We start from the raw sequence: 15,812 nt of genomic DNA, 5'->3' as shown, positions 1-15,812 counted from the left end.
CAGCGCACACCCGCACCCCACAGATAAAGGATGCAGGGTATGGCAACACAGCAAGTCACAACATCTCCACGTACAAGGAGAACGCGTAGCTCCAATTACTGGTGGGCACTGGTCTGGATCGCACCCGCCCTCATCCTGGAGATCACGTTCTTCCTGTATCCGTTGTTCAATACAGTTCTTCTGAGCTTTTACAATAGTACCTCAACCACCTTTGTGGGCCTGAGAAACTATCAGCAGGTATTTACCAATCCGGCCTTCCTGGAGGTCATCAAAAATAATCTGCTCTGGCTTGTGCTGGCAACCATCTTAACGGTCGGGCTGGGCCTGCTCATCGCGGTCCTGGTGGATCGCGTCAAAATTGAGAGCATTGTGAAATCGGCGCTCTTCCTGCCTATGGCTATCTCGTTCGTGGCGGCTGGCGTTATCTGGCGTTTTGTGTATAAGTTTGATCCCGCCGATCAGCCACAAACGGGATTACTCAACGCCGTGGTCACCTTCTTTGGTGGTCAACCTCACGCCTGGTTGCAGGACTCCACGCTCAGCAACTTTATGCTGATTCTCGTCTATACCTGGATGTGGACCGGTTTCTGTATGGTCATTATCTCGGCAGCCTTGAAAGGCATTCCAGATGAGATCCTGGAGGCGGCAAAGATCGATGGCGCGAACCGTTTTACGCTCTTCTGGCGTGTGATGGTTCCGATGATCCAGTCGACCCTGGTGGTCGTCCTGACAACCATGATTATCAGCATTCTTAAGATCTTTGACGTGGTCTATATCATGACTGGCGGTAACTTCCACACCGATGTGGTAGCCATGGAGTTCTATAATCAATTGTTCCAGTTTAACAACTATGGCCTGGCAAGCGCCCTGGCAGTCCTGCTACTTATAACGGTTATTCCCGTGATGTATATTAACGTGCGCAGAATACGGGAGGAGGAGGCGTTACGATGAGCACGACAAACACAGAACAGGTCGTCACTTCAGCGCCGAAGCTGAAGGAGCCAAAGCAGGAGCGTTCAAACCTGGGGCACTTGCTGGCACGTAGTGTCAGCAGTGGACTCGTAGCTGCCCTGGTCGTCGCGATTGGCCTCCTCTGGTCGGTCCCTACCTTTGGTCTCTTTGTCAGTTCCTTCCGTCCGCCCGACCTGATTAATACGACCGGCTGGTGGACAGGTCTTGTTCCGCCCTGGCAGTTTACTATCCAAAACTATATGGATGTGATCCAGGCCCAGGGCTTTGGACGCGCCTTTCTCAATAGCATTATCATCGCCATTCCTGGCACGATTTTCCCGCTCCTCATTGGAGCCATCACTGCATATGCCTTCGCCTGGATGAAGTTCCCATTACGGAACTGGATCTTCCTGGGGATTGTCGCGCTCCAGATTATTCCGCTGCAAATTGCCCTGGTTCCCGTCCTGGGTCTCTATACCATGTTGGGACTCAATGGCCAGTATGCCGCCGTCTGGCTGGCACATACCGCCTTTGGTCTGCCCTTCTCCATCTACCTGCTGCGCAACTTCTTCGCGGCATTGCCAAGCGACCTGATGGAGTCGGCGCATATCGATGGAGCCTCGCATGTGCGCATCTTCTGGAACATCATTCTTCCGCTCTCGGTGCCAGCACTGGCCTCACTGGCCATCTTCCAGTTTATGTGGGTCTGGAACGATCTGCTGATCTCATTGATCTTCCTGGGAGGTAACCCCCAGAATGCACCGATGACCTTGATCATCGCCAACCTGGTCAACACCTATGGCAATAACTATCAAGTGCTGACCGCGGCGGCCTTCATCTCAATGGCGCTGCCTCTGGTCGTCTTCTTCTCGATGCAACGCTACTTTGTGCGTGGCATCCTGGCAGGCTCCGTCAAGGGCTAGCCATCTCTAGCCATCTCTAATACTCCGACCCGCGACCGGCAGTCAGTTATAGTCCAGCTTTCAACAACCTGGACCATACTGACTACCGGTCGCCATTTTATAATTCAGCGCCCACATCACTATCTCGCCATTGGAGAAGGTGACGCGAAAAACATGGTACTGGCGGCCCGGATTAAAGACCGTCGGCTGGGAGCCATTATATTGTCCTGGTATAAGCTTATTGATGCTTCCCTGGGGAATAGTGACTGTACTTGAGCCTGAATTATTATAGCCAAAGTAGGCATCATATTTGTTGCCATGTGGCTGCACGCATTCAAAGATAGGCGAGACGTTTCCCTGACCTTGAGCTATCTGGGTCGGAGTGGTCTGCACAGGCTGAGCCGTGGGGGTTGGGGTAGGCTTTGGGATTGAGGTTGGCCTGGCAGTTGGCAAGGGGCGAAGCGTCGGGCTGGGCTGGACTGTAGGAGTTGGCGTCACACCTCGCGTGATGACGGGCGTTGGGGTTGGAGCGCTTGTTCCCACGACACTTATCTGGACCGCTTGCAGGAGTGGTGGAAGAGCGGGACGTGGTAGGGCAAGAATGGTAGTCACGATGACCAGCAAGGCAAGCAGAGGAAGTAGCACCGAGAGCAACACCTTTTTCTTGCTTAACTTTTTTTCGTGATTGTCGCCAATATTATGAGCCAGAGCAGGACTGGTCTCCTGGGTTACAGCGGGGAGAGCCGCAAACTCCTGGGTTGGCTCCTCCGGCGAGCCAGCCGTTGCTGTGGGAAGAATAAGAGGCGCCTCTCTATCCTCGCCTTTGAGCGCGGCCAGAAAGGATTGAACGTCGGGAAAGCGACGTGAAGGTTCTTTCTCCAAAGCACGCAGCAAAGCTGGGTCAACCGAGGCTGGAAGATTCGGCCGTACGCGCGAAGGGGGGACAGGCATCTCATTTTTGTGCTTCTGTAAAAGGGTGGCGCGCGCCGTGCCAGCAAATGGAGCGCGTCCTGTAAGCAACATATACGCGAGGCAAGCCAGGGCGTATTGATCAACCGCCTGGCTGACACGCCCATCAAACTGCTCAGGGGCCATATATAAGCTGCGAGGAACGGCTTCCTCGATATAGGCGTGATAATCACTGATGGCCCCAATCATATTCCGCAGGCGAAAATCGGTCAGCGCCGCCTCGCCTTCCTGGCGAAAGTAGATAGTCTCGGGCGTGACGTTGGCGTGGACAACACCTTGCGCATGCGTGGCAACCAGGGCGCTCCCAATCTGCTCAATGATGGCGAAGGCCTCTTCTTGCGCAAAGGGCGCCCGCGAGGTATCCGCAAGCCGAGCCTGGAGCGAATCCTGCTGTGCGGCCTCTGATACCAGAGCCATGCCCTGCTCTCCGATAACCAGCTCATAAGTATCCAGGATATGAGGATGTTCGTTGAGGCTTTTTAGTTTCTCGACTTCATTCTGTAAGCGCTGTTGCTTACGTTCTGAAGCAATATGCGCCATGGGCCAGTTTCTAATGAAGACCGGGCGCTTGTCATCACGCGCCGCTCCTCGGTAGAGAGTACTATAGTGGCCTCGAAATACAGTCTCTGTAATTTCATATCCATTAAGCTGGATCTTCTCTTGCGGCATACAAACTACCTATACAATAAAGAAAAAAATAAGTGCATGCATAATCATCAATACTATGATGCTACGGTCTATTATAGTGACCTTCTTCGAAATAGCAAGAGGCCTGCCAATTTCTCCCGGGTCTCGCCAAAGATTGCCGAATGGAGGGTGGTTTGTCATCAGAAGCGCGGTGGCCCCTGGTGAATCCGTTGGCGGATCTGCTCAAATGTCTGAAGGGGGTCAAAGCTCTCCAGCCACCAGGTGGCACCTGCCTGAGCAAACGAAGCCACATGCGCCGCATCCTGAGCTTTATCGATCCCGCTGGTCAGCCCAAAGGCAACCGCATCGAAAGGAGTTGTTCCTGTCCGATGGGTATGGATATAGCCAAGAAGCTCACGGAAGTCCTCTGGTGTGAGGTCGCGACCGCTCTTCTGGGGGAAGACACCATCGAATCGAGCTGCACGACGAAAGGGCTTTTTGTGAGGCCAGTTGCCTGCGATCCAAATTGGGATGCGCGGCTGCTGAAGCGGTTTGGGCAGAAATTGCACCTGCGAGAGTTGATAATGCTGCCCCTCGTAGCTGAATTGCTCACCGCTCCACAGGCGCAGCAGAATTGCAAGACCCTCATCGAGCATCTCTCCATGAACTTTGACATCCGTGTTCTCGCCGAAATCGTGATATTCTCCATAGTAGTTGGTACCCAGGCCAACCCCCAGGATCAGACGCCCACCTGAGAGATGGTCGAGCGTGACCGTTTCGCGTGCCAGCTTCCAGGGACGGCGACGTGGCAATGGCGTGACCATCGAACCGAATTTGATGTATTTGGTGCGCAGTGCAATCGCAGTCAGCAATATCCAGGGATCGGCGACTGCCACGGGTTTCGGTAATCCAGCCTGGTCGTAGTTGAGGTGATCCCAGAGAAAGAACCCATCCCAACCCGCCTCCTCGGCTTCATACGCCAATTCGGCGACCAGGCGAGGATTGCTGAAAGGACCAAAGTGGGGAAGATCGATGGCAAACTGCATAGGTGATGCTCCTTTTCTATCTTCCGTGATCGGCGAGAACTTCGTCGATCATACGGCGGGCGGTGGCTGCGAACACGGGGTTGGTGTCCTGGTGGTAGGGTAAGGCGATCAGTCCGATGGACAGTGCCCAACCTCGCCCTCGTGCCCATGTCGCGTTATCGACCGATAGGGCCGCGCGGAAGTCATCTCGGGTGTGGGCGGAAAGCAGACTCCACGCGACGATTAAGTCACAAGCGGGATCGCCCACGCCTAATCCCCCAAAGTCGATAACGGCACTGATCCGGCCCCGTTGGACCAGCAGATTTCCTGGTAACAGGTCTCCGTGGGTTAAGGTAGGCAACCCTTGCCACAAGGGGGTTCGCAGCGCCGCCTCCCATGCTGCAGTCACCGCACCAGTATCAAGTATGCCAGAAAGCTCAGCGATGGCGGCGCGCGTGGGAGCATCGCGTGTGGAGAGCGGCACGCCGCGAGAGGAATTGGGCAGCCCAGGAGGCGGCCAGTCTCCTGGATCAAACTGTTGCAGGGCTGTGATGAATTGGGCCAGATTACGCGCCGCCTGACTTTCCTCGGTGATGGACCTGCTTTCCGCGTTCTCGCCTTCGAGCCACTGATAGACAGACCAATGCCAGGGATAGCCCTCACCAGGTGTCCCCAAAGCGAGTGAGGTAGGGATTGTCAGCGGCAGGTACGGGGCAAGCCTCGGCAACCACAGGTGTTCTTTGTCCATTTGTCCGGTAGCTCCTGCGATACGGGGGAGCCGCACGGCCATGTCCTTCCCGAGCCGATAGATCGCGTTGTTGGTCCCAGCGGAGGACACCGGCTTGATGGGGAGATCCGCCCACTGCGGAAACTGGGCCGTGAGTAACCGGCCCACGAGAACGCTATCGATATCCACCTCGTCGACGTGCATTTTACCCATGAATGTTCTCCTCTTTATGAATAACTTCCCGTTGAAAGCAGAAAAGTGCAGAGCTGCCTCGGCGCGAGTGTGAGGGAGGCATACTCGCTGCGACTCAAGAAACTGTTCCTTCCCCTTGCCGGGCACAGAAAGGGGAGGTCGCTTTTGGTTTTTGAACAAAGAACGTGCTGAAACGAGCCAGAAACGCCCCAACCATCTGGAACACAGCGGGCTTTTGTGTTTTTGGCTCTGTAAAAAAGCGGGAGTGCTCCAAGGCTTCCGTGATCTTCTGGTCATGAATGACTTTTAAGCTGGTATGAAACATAGATTGCAAGACGAAATCCCCTTTTTGGTCGAAAAATCCTGTTCAGTTTGTCGAATGTCATTGTTCATCGAATGTGCCCCAAGGCTCATTGATGATGTTCTAAGCATAAACGACAAGCGGTGGTAGTGTGATCTCCCAAAAGTGGTAATCTGCCCTTGCAGATGGAGGTATTCTGCTTGTGGAAAAAGAAGCCGAGTCTCGTTACAGAAGCTTGAATCTGGCGGCTTGCGCGAGTGCCTGGGTGCGGCTACCTACACCCAACTTGCCGTAGATATTGCGCGTATGGACTTTTACGGTGCCGACACTGAGCACAAGGTGTCGGGCAATCTCGCGGTTAGAAAGCCCTTGAGCAATCAAGCCGATATCTCACATATCTCATGAGGTCAGGTACTTTTTGAGATGCATCTGAGCTAGACTTTGTACACATTGAGCTGACCAGTAGAACCGATGGCGCGGGAAAGGAGGTTGCCATTTTCACTCAGGTAAGTTAATGGAGTTTTAATAATTAAGCAGATAACGTTGAGCATTATCGTTCCCAGATTAATTATTAAAAGAGCATCAACTGGTCTCCTGCAGGACGAAAACGCCGCTCCAAGTGGTTGGGGATAGACAAGCTCAGAGAGAGCATGATTTGGAAGCAGAGGAGCGTCAGAAGAGATACCCAAGCATACGGCCTTTCTGGGATTCTCGCGTTCTTCCCACAGGGAGCAGTATATCAGAAAGTAGAACAGCAAGGCAAGCAGATTCTCGAGTTTACACTCTATAGTCGCATTAAGTTAAGGGTTTCCAGCCATGCAGGCCCTTCCTGCGTGGGCATGGGGATCGGGAGTGACCCGACGCTGCTAACGCACGCGTCTACATATCATGGCACGACATTCTCCGTGCCATGATATGTAGACGCGTGCGTTAGCAGCGTCGGCCAGTAAAGAGGTTAACGTGTCTATGCAAACACTACTTGAGAATATTGCGCACCGTCCCTATCCCTTGCCTAAAACGCGCTGGATTATGACTCAGACCTGGAATGATCTGCTCTTCTCGCACTGGCCCATCAAGCCTGCTCAGTTACGTCCTCTTATCCCGCCAGAGTTGGAACTGGACATCTATGAGGGTGAATGCTGGGTCGGTGTGGTGCCTTTTACCATGGCTCATATTCGTCTGCGCACTCTCCCCGAGGTTCCTGGTCTTTCTGCGACAGTTGAGCTTAATGTGCGCACCTATGTGCGAGCGCAGGGTATTCCCGGGGTCTATTTCTTCAGCCTGGATGCAAGTAGCCCAATAGCCGTTGCCAGTGCGCGGACCTTCTTTCATCTTCCTTACTTTAACGCCCAGATGCGGGTCGCGCATGAACAGGATATGACCATCTATTCCAGCCATCGAACCCATCGTAATGCCCCAACCGCTGATTACCAGGCGCGCTATCGCCCTCTACCACAAGAGGCGCCCGCCCGACCCGGCTCCGTCGAGGAGTGGTTTACCGAGCGCTACTGCCTGTATGCTCTGGATAAGCGGCGTCATCTCTATCGCGGCGATATTCACCATATGCGCTGGCCCCTCTGGCAGGCTGAGTTAGAGAGTAGGGTCAACACCATGGCCCAGGCACATGGGATCACTCTTCCCGACACACAGCCACTCCTGCACTACTCGCACCAGCTCAAGGTCCTGATCTGGCCGCTGCAACGCGTGAAATAAAAAGACAGCCAAAATTATGGGATATACTCAGAGCTACTATGCTCGTCGTAACGGACGTCCCATTTCATTCCGTGATTTACACATTTCGACTGGCCTCCCTTTCTCGTCGCCTGCATGCCAATTATGTGATGAAGATCATACAACCTCGGATTCTGGTGGTCTTATAATTGATGCCAGACATGCTCAAATAGCACATAGGCTCGCAAGCAGCTTATACTTCAAATTGAAGACAAGAGAGTATATATTGGAGGTAAAACAATTCGCGCTTATGACTGACGCAACGGAAACTCTGATTGGGAAACGTTTAGGAAACTACACTTTAACCAGGCTTCTCGGCAAAGGCGGATTCGCGGCAGTCTACCTCGCCACTCATCGCCACCTGGAGACACAGGCCGCTATTAAGGTACTGCATACACGCATGAGCGAGAGTGAGCAACAAAGCTTTCTGGCGGAAGCTCGCATTGTCGCTCGCCTAAAACACCCTCACATTATCCATATTTTAGAATTCGGAGTCGAAGAGAACGAGGTTCCTTATCTCGTCATGAACTATACGCCGAATGGTACACTCCGGCAGCGATTCCTCGCCGGTCGACCCGTGCCACTCACTGACGTCCTTCCAATTCTGCGACAGATCGCTTCCGCCCTACAATACGCGCATGACCAGAAGCTTGTTCATCGTGATATCAAACCGGAAAACCTACTTCTCGGTGAGCAGGATGAGATCTTTCTCAGCGACTTTGGGATCGCGACCCAGGCTCGTGGTTCTCGCTCCCAGACGCTACAGGAGATTACCGGAACCGTTACCTATATGGCTCCTGAACAGCTACAGGGTAGACCACGTCCGGCGAGCGATCAGTATTCCTTGGCTATCGTTGCCTACGAATGGCTCACCGGCAGGCGACCATTTCAAGGCTCCAACTATCTTGAGATCGCAACCAAACACCTTCAGACGCCACCGCCGTCGCTACGCGAGATGGTACCAACGCTTCCACCAGCCGTTGAAACTACCGTATTAACTGCCCTGGCGAAAGACCCACATCAGCGCTATGCTCGCATCACCGATTTTGTCGCGGCCTTGGAGATCGCGCATCAGATAGGCCAATATCGCGCACCCAAGCAGTTTCCGCTACATACCTCCCACAGCCAATCTCCCATGGCCACGACGCACATTAGCACGCCCTCTGTCCCTGTAATATCTCCGCCGACGGTCGCCGCACACGATTCCCGCTTTGACACGCCCATTATGACTCCACCAACACTTGTCGCTGGTCCTACTACGACTCCTCCACAAGAGACCAGCACAGCCAGTATGAGACCGCTTGTTTCGCGTCGCGGCCTGCTCGTTGGTGTTTTCGCCACTACCATTGCGCTCTCCGCTGGCACGCTGTGGTGGAATTATGGCCGGAGCGCGCAGGGAAACTCGACCGGAAGCCATCCAGACACACCTCCGCCCTATCTCGTACAGGCTCGCTCTCTTCGCGTGTATAACGAGCATATAGAGGGCGTCGTCAGTGTGGCCTGGTCCCCCAAGGGTTCGCATCTCATTTCGGGAGGTGACGATAACACGGTGCGCCTGTGGGAGGCAGCGACAGGCAACACACTCTGGTCGCAAAACGTTCAGGGGAGGGTGACAGATGTGGCCTGGAGCCCAGATAGTCGCTACATTGCCTCCGGTGCAATGGAGGGCAGCAATTCTGTACGCATCTGGGACGTGACAACGATACACCAACCAACCCAATACAGACAGAGTGGTGGCCTCTTCGACTGGGGCAGGCGACCAGTGGCCTGGAGTCTCGATAGCCATCTGCTGGCTGTTGCCGCACAAAATCCTGCGGTCTGGAACATACAGAGTTCGGAGACTCCTACTCGCTACGTTAACTCCAACAGGCTGACCCTTGGCGATGTAAACGCCCTGGCGTGGTCCGCCGATAACAAGCGCATAGCTACTGCTGAAACGAATGGCTATGTTCGCATATGGAGGCTGGATGGGGATAAACAACACGCGGCCTATACCCTGCAAGGAGCGAATGAACAGCTCAGCATTTCCTGGTCTCCCAAAAGCAATCTCATCGTTATCGGTGCGGAGAAGGAGGTCGCGCTATGGGATGTCGATACAAACTCGAAAGAATTCTCTCAGATCTATACCCAGTTTAGCGCTCCTGTCGCCTGGTCACCCAATGGGAAGTATGTTGCCTCCGCGAGCGCCAACGAAGATTCTTTCGCGGTAATGATCTGGGAGGCAAGCACAGGCAAAGTCGTCTCTACCGGACAGGGTCATAGTGACGCTATCCACTCGCTCGCCTGGTCTACTGATGGGAAGCGACTTGTCTCCGCCAGCCAGGACAAGACGGTGCGACTCTGGCAGGTTACCTCTTTTTAGAACTGTATTGTGAGGAGTATTCAAGCGCTATGAAGCAGCAGCAACAGAGCTCTGTCTCCCATGTCGGGAAGCAATTCGGAAATTATCGTTTACAACGTTTACTTGGGCGTGGTGGCTTCGCGGAAGTCTACCTTGCCGAGCATATGTACCTGGCAACCCAGGCGGCCATCAAGTTGTTGCACACCGAGCACTCAGATCAGGAGGGCTTTCTCAAGGAGGCACGCCTCATCGCCCGCCTGCAACATCCACATATCATACCGATTCTGGAATTTGACGTACAGCACGCGATACCTTATATGGTCATGGAATACATACCCAACGGCACCCTCCGCCAGCGTGTACCAGCACATACACGTCTGCCGCTCACACATGTTGCTTACTACAACAGGCAGATCGCATCCGCCTTACAGTACATTCATGACCAGGGGCTGATACATGGCGATGTCAAACCCGAAAATATCCTCATCGGCTCTCAGCAGCAGTTACTGCTCAGCGACTTCGGTCTCGCGCGCCTGGCGAGTCAGCAAGCGCAGGAGAACATTGTCGGAACCGTAGAGTATATGGCCCCTGAGCAATTTCAGCATCAGCTTTCGCCCCTTTGCGATCAATATGCGCTTGCTGTTATGGTCTATGAGTGGTTGACAGGACAGCCCCCATTCAGCGGCACCTATGTCGAGATCGCTACGCAGCATGCGCTCACACCTCCACCGCCTCTACACGAGCGCATGGGGCAACCACTGCCCGCGCTGGAATCTGTCTTACAGAAGGCGCTTGTCAAAGACCCTGGCGAACGTTTCGCGAATATCAACGCCTTCGCGAACGCCCTGGAATACGCCTGCCAGCATGATTCTCAACAGATGGTGCCAGCCCAGCAACCTGGTCCGTCTTCTGTTCCGCGACGGTACGTGCTTCAGGGCGCGCTCGGAGTAGGCGCGCTCGCTCTGCTTGGAGTTGGTGGGCTTACCTGGTGGAATAGCACACACCAGTCATCCCCTACTCAGACTCCAACCACACAACATCCCCCTACTCCTACACCAACGGTAATACAACCGGGTGCGCTGGTGTACACTTACAAGGGGCATTCCAGTTTGGTGAGCGCTCTGGGCTGGTCCCCTGATGGCAAGCGCATCACCTCCGGTGGGGGGGCCGCACCCTCTGTAACGTATATGGGTGCGACTCCTACCGCGACGCAGGATGACCATAGTGTGCATGCCTGGGATGCATTTACGGGGAACAATGTCGCGATCTATTACGGCCATAAAGATGCAGTGGCGACGCTCGCCTGGTCTTCTGATGGCAAAAGCGTTGCTTCCTCTGGCTATGGTCATCCTCAGACGCATCTCTGGGACCCTACAACCGGGCAGGGAATCGCGACCCATGATGAAGATATCGAGCCACCTAATGACATCATTGGTAGCGTTGATCGAATCGCCTGGACACCCAATGCAGCGGAGCTTCTTCTTACCTGTAGCGATGGCACTATTCGCACCTGGAACCCTACCAATAAGCACATGTCGTATCTCTATATTTCCCTGAATGGCTTACCATCTCGTTGCTCCCCTGATGGCAAATACGTTGTCCAGCAGACATTTCAGGGCTTCGATGTCCTACAACTGCCCTCACGCGCGCGCATTAGCTCGTTTACACATGGTATTGGTGCCGCCATTGACGCTCTCTGGTCGCCGGACAGCACACGCATTGTTTCGCAAATGGCGCATGGTTCGCCCTGCGTCTGGAACGCTCTCGCCGGCACGAAGATCGTTGAGTTCACTGACGATATTGTGAGTCTGGTGATGAGCTGGTCGCCCGATGGGAAGTACATCGCGTCCTTCGGAGACAACCGGGTCCTACAGGTCTGGCATAGCACAACTGGCAAGCTGCTCCGATCTTATCCAGGTCAGGGGGCAACGATCAAAAGCATTGCCTGGTCACCCAATAATCAGTTTATCGCTTCGGCGACGAAAACGGAGTTATTCGCGTCTGGAAAGTGTAAATCATTTTATTTTGTGTTATCGCGAAAGCAGACCGCGCTCAATGCCAGTAGCCACCGCTGAGGCGCGCGAATCGACGCCGAGCTTAGTATAGATACTCGTGAGATGTGATCCAACGGTGCGTAAACTGATCCCAAGCCGAGACGCGATCTCTTTGCTTCGTTCGCCACGTGCTACGGCCTCTAATACTTCACACTCACGCTCGGTCAACTCCTCTGCTTGAGATCTTAAGGGTGTCGATTGAGGTGCATCTGTGGTGCGGGCCAGAATACGTGCCATGATCTCTGGCTGGAGGAGCAGATCACCACGAGCCGCCGCACGAATAGCATGAAACAAGGTCTCACGGTCGGTATCCTTGAGCAGATACCCGCATGCGCCTGCCCGCAGCCCGCGCAGCATCAAATCGTCTTCATTGTAGGTCGTCAGAATGACGATGGCGATGTGTGGCCAGCGCTCCCGTATCTGAGTGATTGCCTCCAAACCATCCATGCCAGGCATCCGCAGATCCATCAGCACGACGTCAGGCTGAAGTTCCTCTATCACGCACAGAGCCGCTGCCCCATCCGCCGCATCGCCAACCAGGGTAAAGCCTTCACCGGCGATTTCCAACATCATCCGCAGTCCCTCTCGCACGACGAGATGGTCGTCAACCACAATGACACGAATATCATCCTGCTTTTCGTTCATCTTCGCCTCCTCTCTGCAGGGGAAGACAGAGGCGGACCGTCGTTCCCTTGCCAGGCTTGCTGCTCACCAGCAGCTGACCATTCATCAGACGTGCTCGTTCACGCAGTCCCAGCAGACCATAGTGACCTGTTGTGATCTTTGCTGACTCAAAGCCAACCCCATTATCACCTATTTCAAGCGTGATCGCTTCATTTTCGACGCTTGCCCTTATCCAGGCCTGGTTGGCCTGGGCGTGGCGGGCAATGTTGGTCAGTCCCTCGCTGACCATACGTAACAGATGCTCATAATACTCGTCTGGGAGCCTTGTTTCCAGAGAACAGGGACAAGGGATACCGGTCGCCATCGTGAAATGTTCCGCTTCTGCCTCAATGGCGACGAGTATATCACGCGTCGTAGATATCTCTGTCCGCAGATCCGTGATCGCGGATCGCGCACTGGTGATCGTGGCTCGCGAACGTGTCATCGCCTGCTGGACGATGGTTCGCGCCTGCTCGCAACGCTGCCTGATCAGGAGCGAGTCAATGGTCTCCAATTGCATCGTCAGGCCAACCAACCCCTGGGCCAGCGTGTCGTGCAGTTCGCGGGCCATCCGTTGTCTCTCGGTGGTCAACGTCAGATCCTGGACGCGTGCCGCATAGTCTTCGAGCTGAATATGTGCCGTCTCTAAATCGCGCAAGAGTATCTGATCTCTCTGGTGAGCCCTGGTTTGTTGGATGTAGAGAATGACGCTGGCACAGACGAACGGAATGAGGGCTGAACTTTCCGTGAGTACCCCGATCAGTTTGGGTACCGCAGGGAGGTCCTGTTGCGTAATGATAAGCAGATTTAACCCTTGAATGGCGAGGTAAAAAAGCAGGCATCCTGCTGCTGCCACAATGATCAGGGATATCCGTTTGAACAGAATAATGGCCTCAATAGCCAGCATGAGGCACAATCCCAGAAGGACGTCATCTGACCCCCTTACCCCATCGGTCATAAGGTAGATAAGCAAGATACACACGATCTGGAGCGGGAAATAGAGCCACAAATAGGGCCGCTTGATATTTCTAAACAGAGCCGACCAGTGCAGACCACTATGAAATGCCATCAAGAGCGTAAAAACAAAAAGAGCAAGGAGGATGCCGCTTCTGCCATCTTTTTGAGAGACATCTTCAACAGAGGGAACAAATGAAAGTTTTTCATCCACTTTTTGCAATAGAGATACTACGCGCGGCAGCATATATTGCACATAGATGAAGCCAAGCCAGAATAAAAGAAACCAGTTCGGCGACCTTTTCTGTTGATCTTGTTGCTCCGGCTTCTTCCCCTCTTTTTTGCTGAAGAGATGAAAGAGCATATTTGTCATCGTGTTCCTCGCTCTTCGTGCTTGCAAGGTTCGCCTTTCGGGGCGGGTTTCAGAAATGCAGAGAAGCTTTACTCAAGTATAGCATGAGTGGCTTCCGGGCACTACGTCAATTCCAGCAAATATTCTTGCACGTGTCTGCATTTGTCTGCTGCATCTCTCTGCACCATCTCGCTACAGGCTTTGACGAGGGCAAAGTGCAGAGTTTCTCGATAGCGTTGTCTTTCACTCCTGGCTACACTTGTGCCCAGGGCAAGCCATTGCCCTGAGCAAATGATTCTCAGAAGGAGGTATCCAGACATGGAATTGGTGCGATCTAACGATACACACCAGGAAGACATCATTATCGAGGCTCTTGATGTTCACAAGCACTACGATACTGGCAAGGTCGTGGTGAAGGCCTTGCAGGGGGTGACGCTGCGTATCCAGCGCAAGGAAGTTGTTGCCATTATGGGGCCGAGTGGCTGTGGCAAGACCACGCTGCTCAATTGCCTGAGCGGATTGGATTGGGTCACGAAAGGAACCATCAGCATTGCGAATCAGGATATTCGCAACCTGTCAGATCGCTGGCTCACCCTCTTCCGTGCCCGCGAGATGGGCTTTGTTTTTCAGACGTATAACTTACTCCCAGTGCTCACCGGATTGGAGAATGTGGAATTGCCACTGCTAGTCAGTGGCGTCTCTTCCAGGGAGGCCGGGGCACCTGATGGGAGAAAGGACGGCGGGAGCGGTCTCTGGACCGTCCAGTGACTTCTTGCTCGACGATGGGGGCGTAATAGCGTTGCCGGTTGCATTTATGCAAGGGCCTGCTGGAGAGATCGTCGATGGCATTGGCGTGCCGCCTGACGATGAAGTACACCCCACATCGGCAGATCTGGCCGCTGGTCATGATATTGTCCTTGAGAAAGCGCTTCAGGATCTCTAGCAAGGTCTCAGATTCGAGTCAGTGAGTCGGTATCACACAGCTTGTGCTCATATCCTGGGTGCTCTGGGCTGCCGACACAAAACGGTAAGACTGTTATTCTACTGGCGCCTCGGTTTGCAGCACGATATCGATAAACTGGCGTGCCAGCAGGGGAATGGTACCGAAACGCCGGTAGACCAGCGCATAGATAAACTCCTCCTGCAAATCGGCGATAGAAAGCAGGGTTAGCCCCTCGTGGTGGGCGGAACGCATGAGGGCAGGCGAGATCAGCGTCACTCCGCTTCCATGTCGCACCAGTTCTTTAAGCGCCTCTACTGAGCTGATTTCCACGCTGGGCGAGATGCTAAAGCCACGCTGCAATAAGATGCGGTCGAGCACTTTGCGCAGCCTGGCTGACTCGTCCAATAAGATCAGCGGCTCTTGCAGGATGCGCTGCAAGGTGACCTGGTGTGGCTCCAGGTGCGCGAGTGGATGCGAGGAGGCCACCAGTACCTGGAGCTGCTGGCGAAAGAGCTCGCGCAACACAACGATCTCTGAACGCACATCGGGATCAAAGATCAGGCCCACATCGACCTCGCCCGTCTCCACCAACGCGATCACCTCGTCAGTACGGTTGACGCTGACCTTCAAGCGCACATCGGGATAAGAGACGCGAAAGCGCGCAAAGACCTCGGGCAGGACCGCCGTTGCCAGCGATTCATTACACCCGATGAGCAGCGTTCCGCTCTGGCCCTGTTGCAAGCGCGACATGGCAAATTGCCCCTGCTGTAAGGTATCAAGGGCATTCTTGACATAGCTGGCAAACTCCTGACCGGCGGTCGTAAGCACCACGCGCTGCTTCACCCGGCGAAAGAGCGCAATACCCAACTCCTCCTCCAGGGCCGCAATCTGGCGACTGAGCGCTGGCTGGGCCACCAGGCATAACTCAGCTGCCTTGCGAAAATTCTGCGTCTGGGCCGCAGTCAAAAAATAGGTTAATTGGCGCAGTTCCATGCTTTTCCTTCAAGGCTTGATAACAAGGAAGCATCACAAACCTAAAAAATAGGTATTAGACATATCAGTATAGCTCCGTTATACTGT

Annotated in this window: 13 protein-coding genes and 1 pseudogene; 7 read left to right on the top strand and 7 right to left on the bottom strand. The window is 54.1% G+C overall.

Translation table 11 applies throughout. The features are described 5' to 3' along the window. Positions 1-39: 39 nt before the first annotated feature. Both JMJ16_RS42860 and JMJ16_RS42855 read left to right on the top strand, forming a co-directional pair. Positions 40-951 carry a carbohydrate ABC transporter permease gene (locus JMJ16_RS42860; RefSeq protein ID WP_201391575.1) on the top strand — a complete coding sequence of 304 codons (912 nt, stop codon included), beginning with the start codon at positions 40-42 and terminating at the stop codon, positions 949-951. Continuing rightward, positions 948-1,874: a carbohydrate ABC transporter permease gene (locus JMJ16_RS42855; RefSeq protein WP_201391573.1), complete on the top strand. Its 927-nt coding sequence runs from the start codon at positions 948-950 to the stop codon at positions 1,872-1,874. Before JMJ16_RS42860 ends, JMJ16_RS42855 begins: the two co-directional genes overlap by 4 nt. Positions 1,875-1,934: 60 nt before the next feature. Here the strand turns inward: JMJ16_RS42855 and JMJ16_RS42850 are convergent, their stop codons facing one another. From JMJ16_RS42850 to JMJ16_RS42835, 4 genes are all read right to left on the bottom strand, one after another. Next, a complete protein-coding gene (locus JMJ16_RS42850; RefSeq protein WP_201391571.1) occupies positions 1,935-3,491 on the bottom strand; it encodes a serine/threonine-protein kinase in 1,557 nt (518 codons plus the stop codon). 158 nt (positions 3,492-3,649) lie between these two features. Continuing rightward, positions 3,650-4,495: an LLM class flavin-dependent oxidoreductase gene (locus JMJ16_RS42845; RefSeq protein WP_201391569.1), complete on the bottom strand. Its 846-nt coding sequence runs from the start codon at positions 4,493-4,495 to the stop codon at positions 3,650-3,652. Between the two features lie 16 nt (positions 4,496-4,511). After that, positions 4,512-5,414 carry an aminoglycoside phosphotransferase family protein gene (locus JMJ16_RS42840; protein WP_201391567.1) on the bottom strand — a complete coding sequence of 301 codons (903 nt, stop codon included), beginning with the start codon at positions 5,412-5,414 and terminating at the stop codon, positions 4,512-4,514. A 505-nt stretch (positions 5,415-5,919) separates the two neighbouring features. Next, entirely contained in the window at positions 5,920-6,075 is a 156-nt protein-coding gene (locus JMJ16_RS42835; protein ID WP_255553290.1) for a response regulator transcription factor, read from the bottom strand. A gap of 585 nt (positions 6,076-6,660) precedes the next feature. Here JMJ16_RS42835 and JMJ16_RS42830 point away from each other — a divergent pair. The 3 genes from JMJ16_RS42830 (at position 6,661) to JMJ16_RS42820 (ending at position 11,841) form a co-directional block, all read left to right on the top strand. Beyond that, complete coding sequence (locus JMJ16_RS42830) at positions 6,661-7,407, top strand: YqjF family protein (protein ID WP_201391565.1); 747 nt, start codon at positions 6,661-6,663, stop codon at positions 7,405-7,407. Between the two features lie 244 nt (positions 7,408-7,651). Then, entirely contained in the window at positions 7,652-9,787 is a 2,136-nt protein-coding gene (locus JMJ16_RS42825) for a serine/threonine-protein kinase (protein WP_201391563.1), read from the top strand. Positions 9,788-9,816: 29 nt separating this feature from the next. Next, a complete protein-coding gene (locus tag JMJ16_RS42820) occupies positions 9,817-11,841 on the top strand; it encodes a WD40 repeat domain-containing serine/threonine protein kinase (RefSeq protein WP_201391560.1) in 2,025 nt (674 codons plus the stop codon). Here JMJ16_RS42820 and JMJ16_RS42815 read toward each other — a convergent pair. Then, entirely contained in the window at positions 11,797-12,465 is a 669-nt protein-coding gene (locus JMJ16_RS42815; protein WP_201391558.1) for a response regulator transcription factor, read from the bottom strand. The genes JMJ16_RS42820 and JMJ16_RS42815 overlap by 45 nt on opposite strands. After that, positions 12,446-13,810, bottom strand: coding sequence for a sensor histidine kinase (locus JMJ16_RS42810; RefSeq protein WP_201391556.1), 1,365 nt, complete (start codon positions 13,808-13,810; stop codon positions 12,446-12,448). Before JMJ16_RS42810 ends, JMJ16_RS42815 begins: the two co-directional genes overlap by 20 nt. Positions 13,811-14,107: 297 nt before the next feature. Between JMJ16_RS42810 and JMJ16_RS42805 the strand changes: the two are divergent. Next, a pseudogene (locus JMJ16_RS42805) lies at positions 14,108-14,503 on the top strand (ABC transporter ATP-binding protein); the annotation flags it as partial. A gap of 10 nt (positions 14,504-14,513) precedes the next feature. Continuing rightward, positions 14,514-14,732, top strand: coding sequence for a hypothetical protein (locus tag JMJ16_RS42800; protein ID WP_236601947.1), 219 nt, complete (start codon positions 14,514-14,516; stop codon positions 14,730-14,732). Positions 14,733-14,825: 93 nt separating this feature from the next. Here JMJ16_RS42800 and JMJ16_RS42795 read toward each other — a convergent pair whose 3' ends face one another. After that, positions 14,826-15,725: a LysR family transcriptional regulator gene (locus tag JMJ16_RS42795; RefSeq protein WP_201391554.1), complete on the bottom strand. Its 900-nt coding sequence runs from the start codon at positions 15,723-15,725 to the stop codon at positions 14,826-14,828. Positions 15,726-15,812 lie beyond the last annotated feature (87 nt).

The sequence above is a fragment of the Ktedonobacter sp. SOSP1-52 genome (assembly GCF_016587395.1).
The sequence above is the reverse complement of the archived record's forward strand: the minus strand, read 5'-3'. Positions and strand labels throughout refer to the sequence as shown.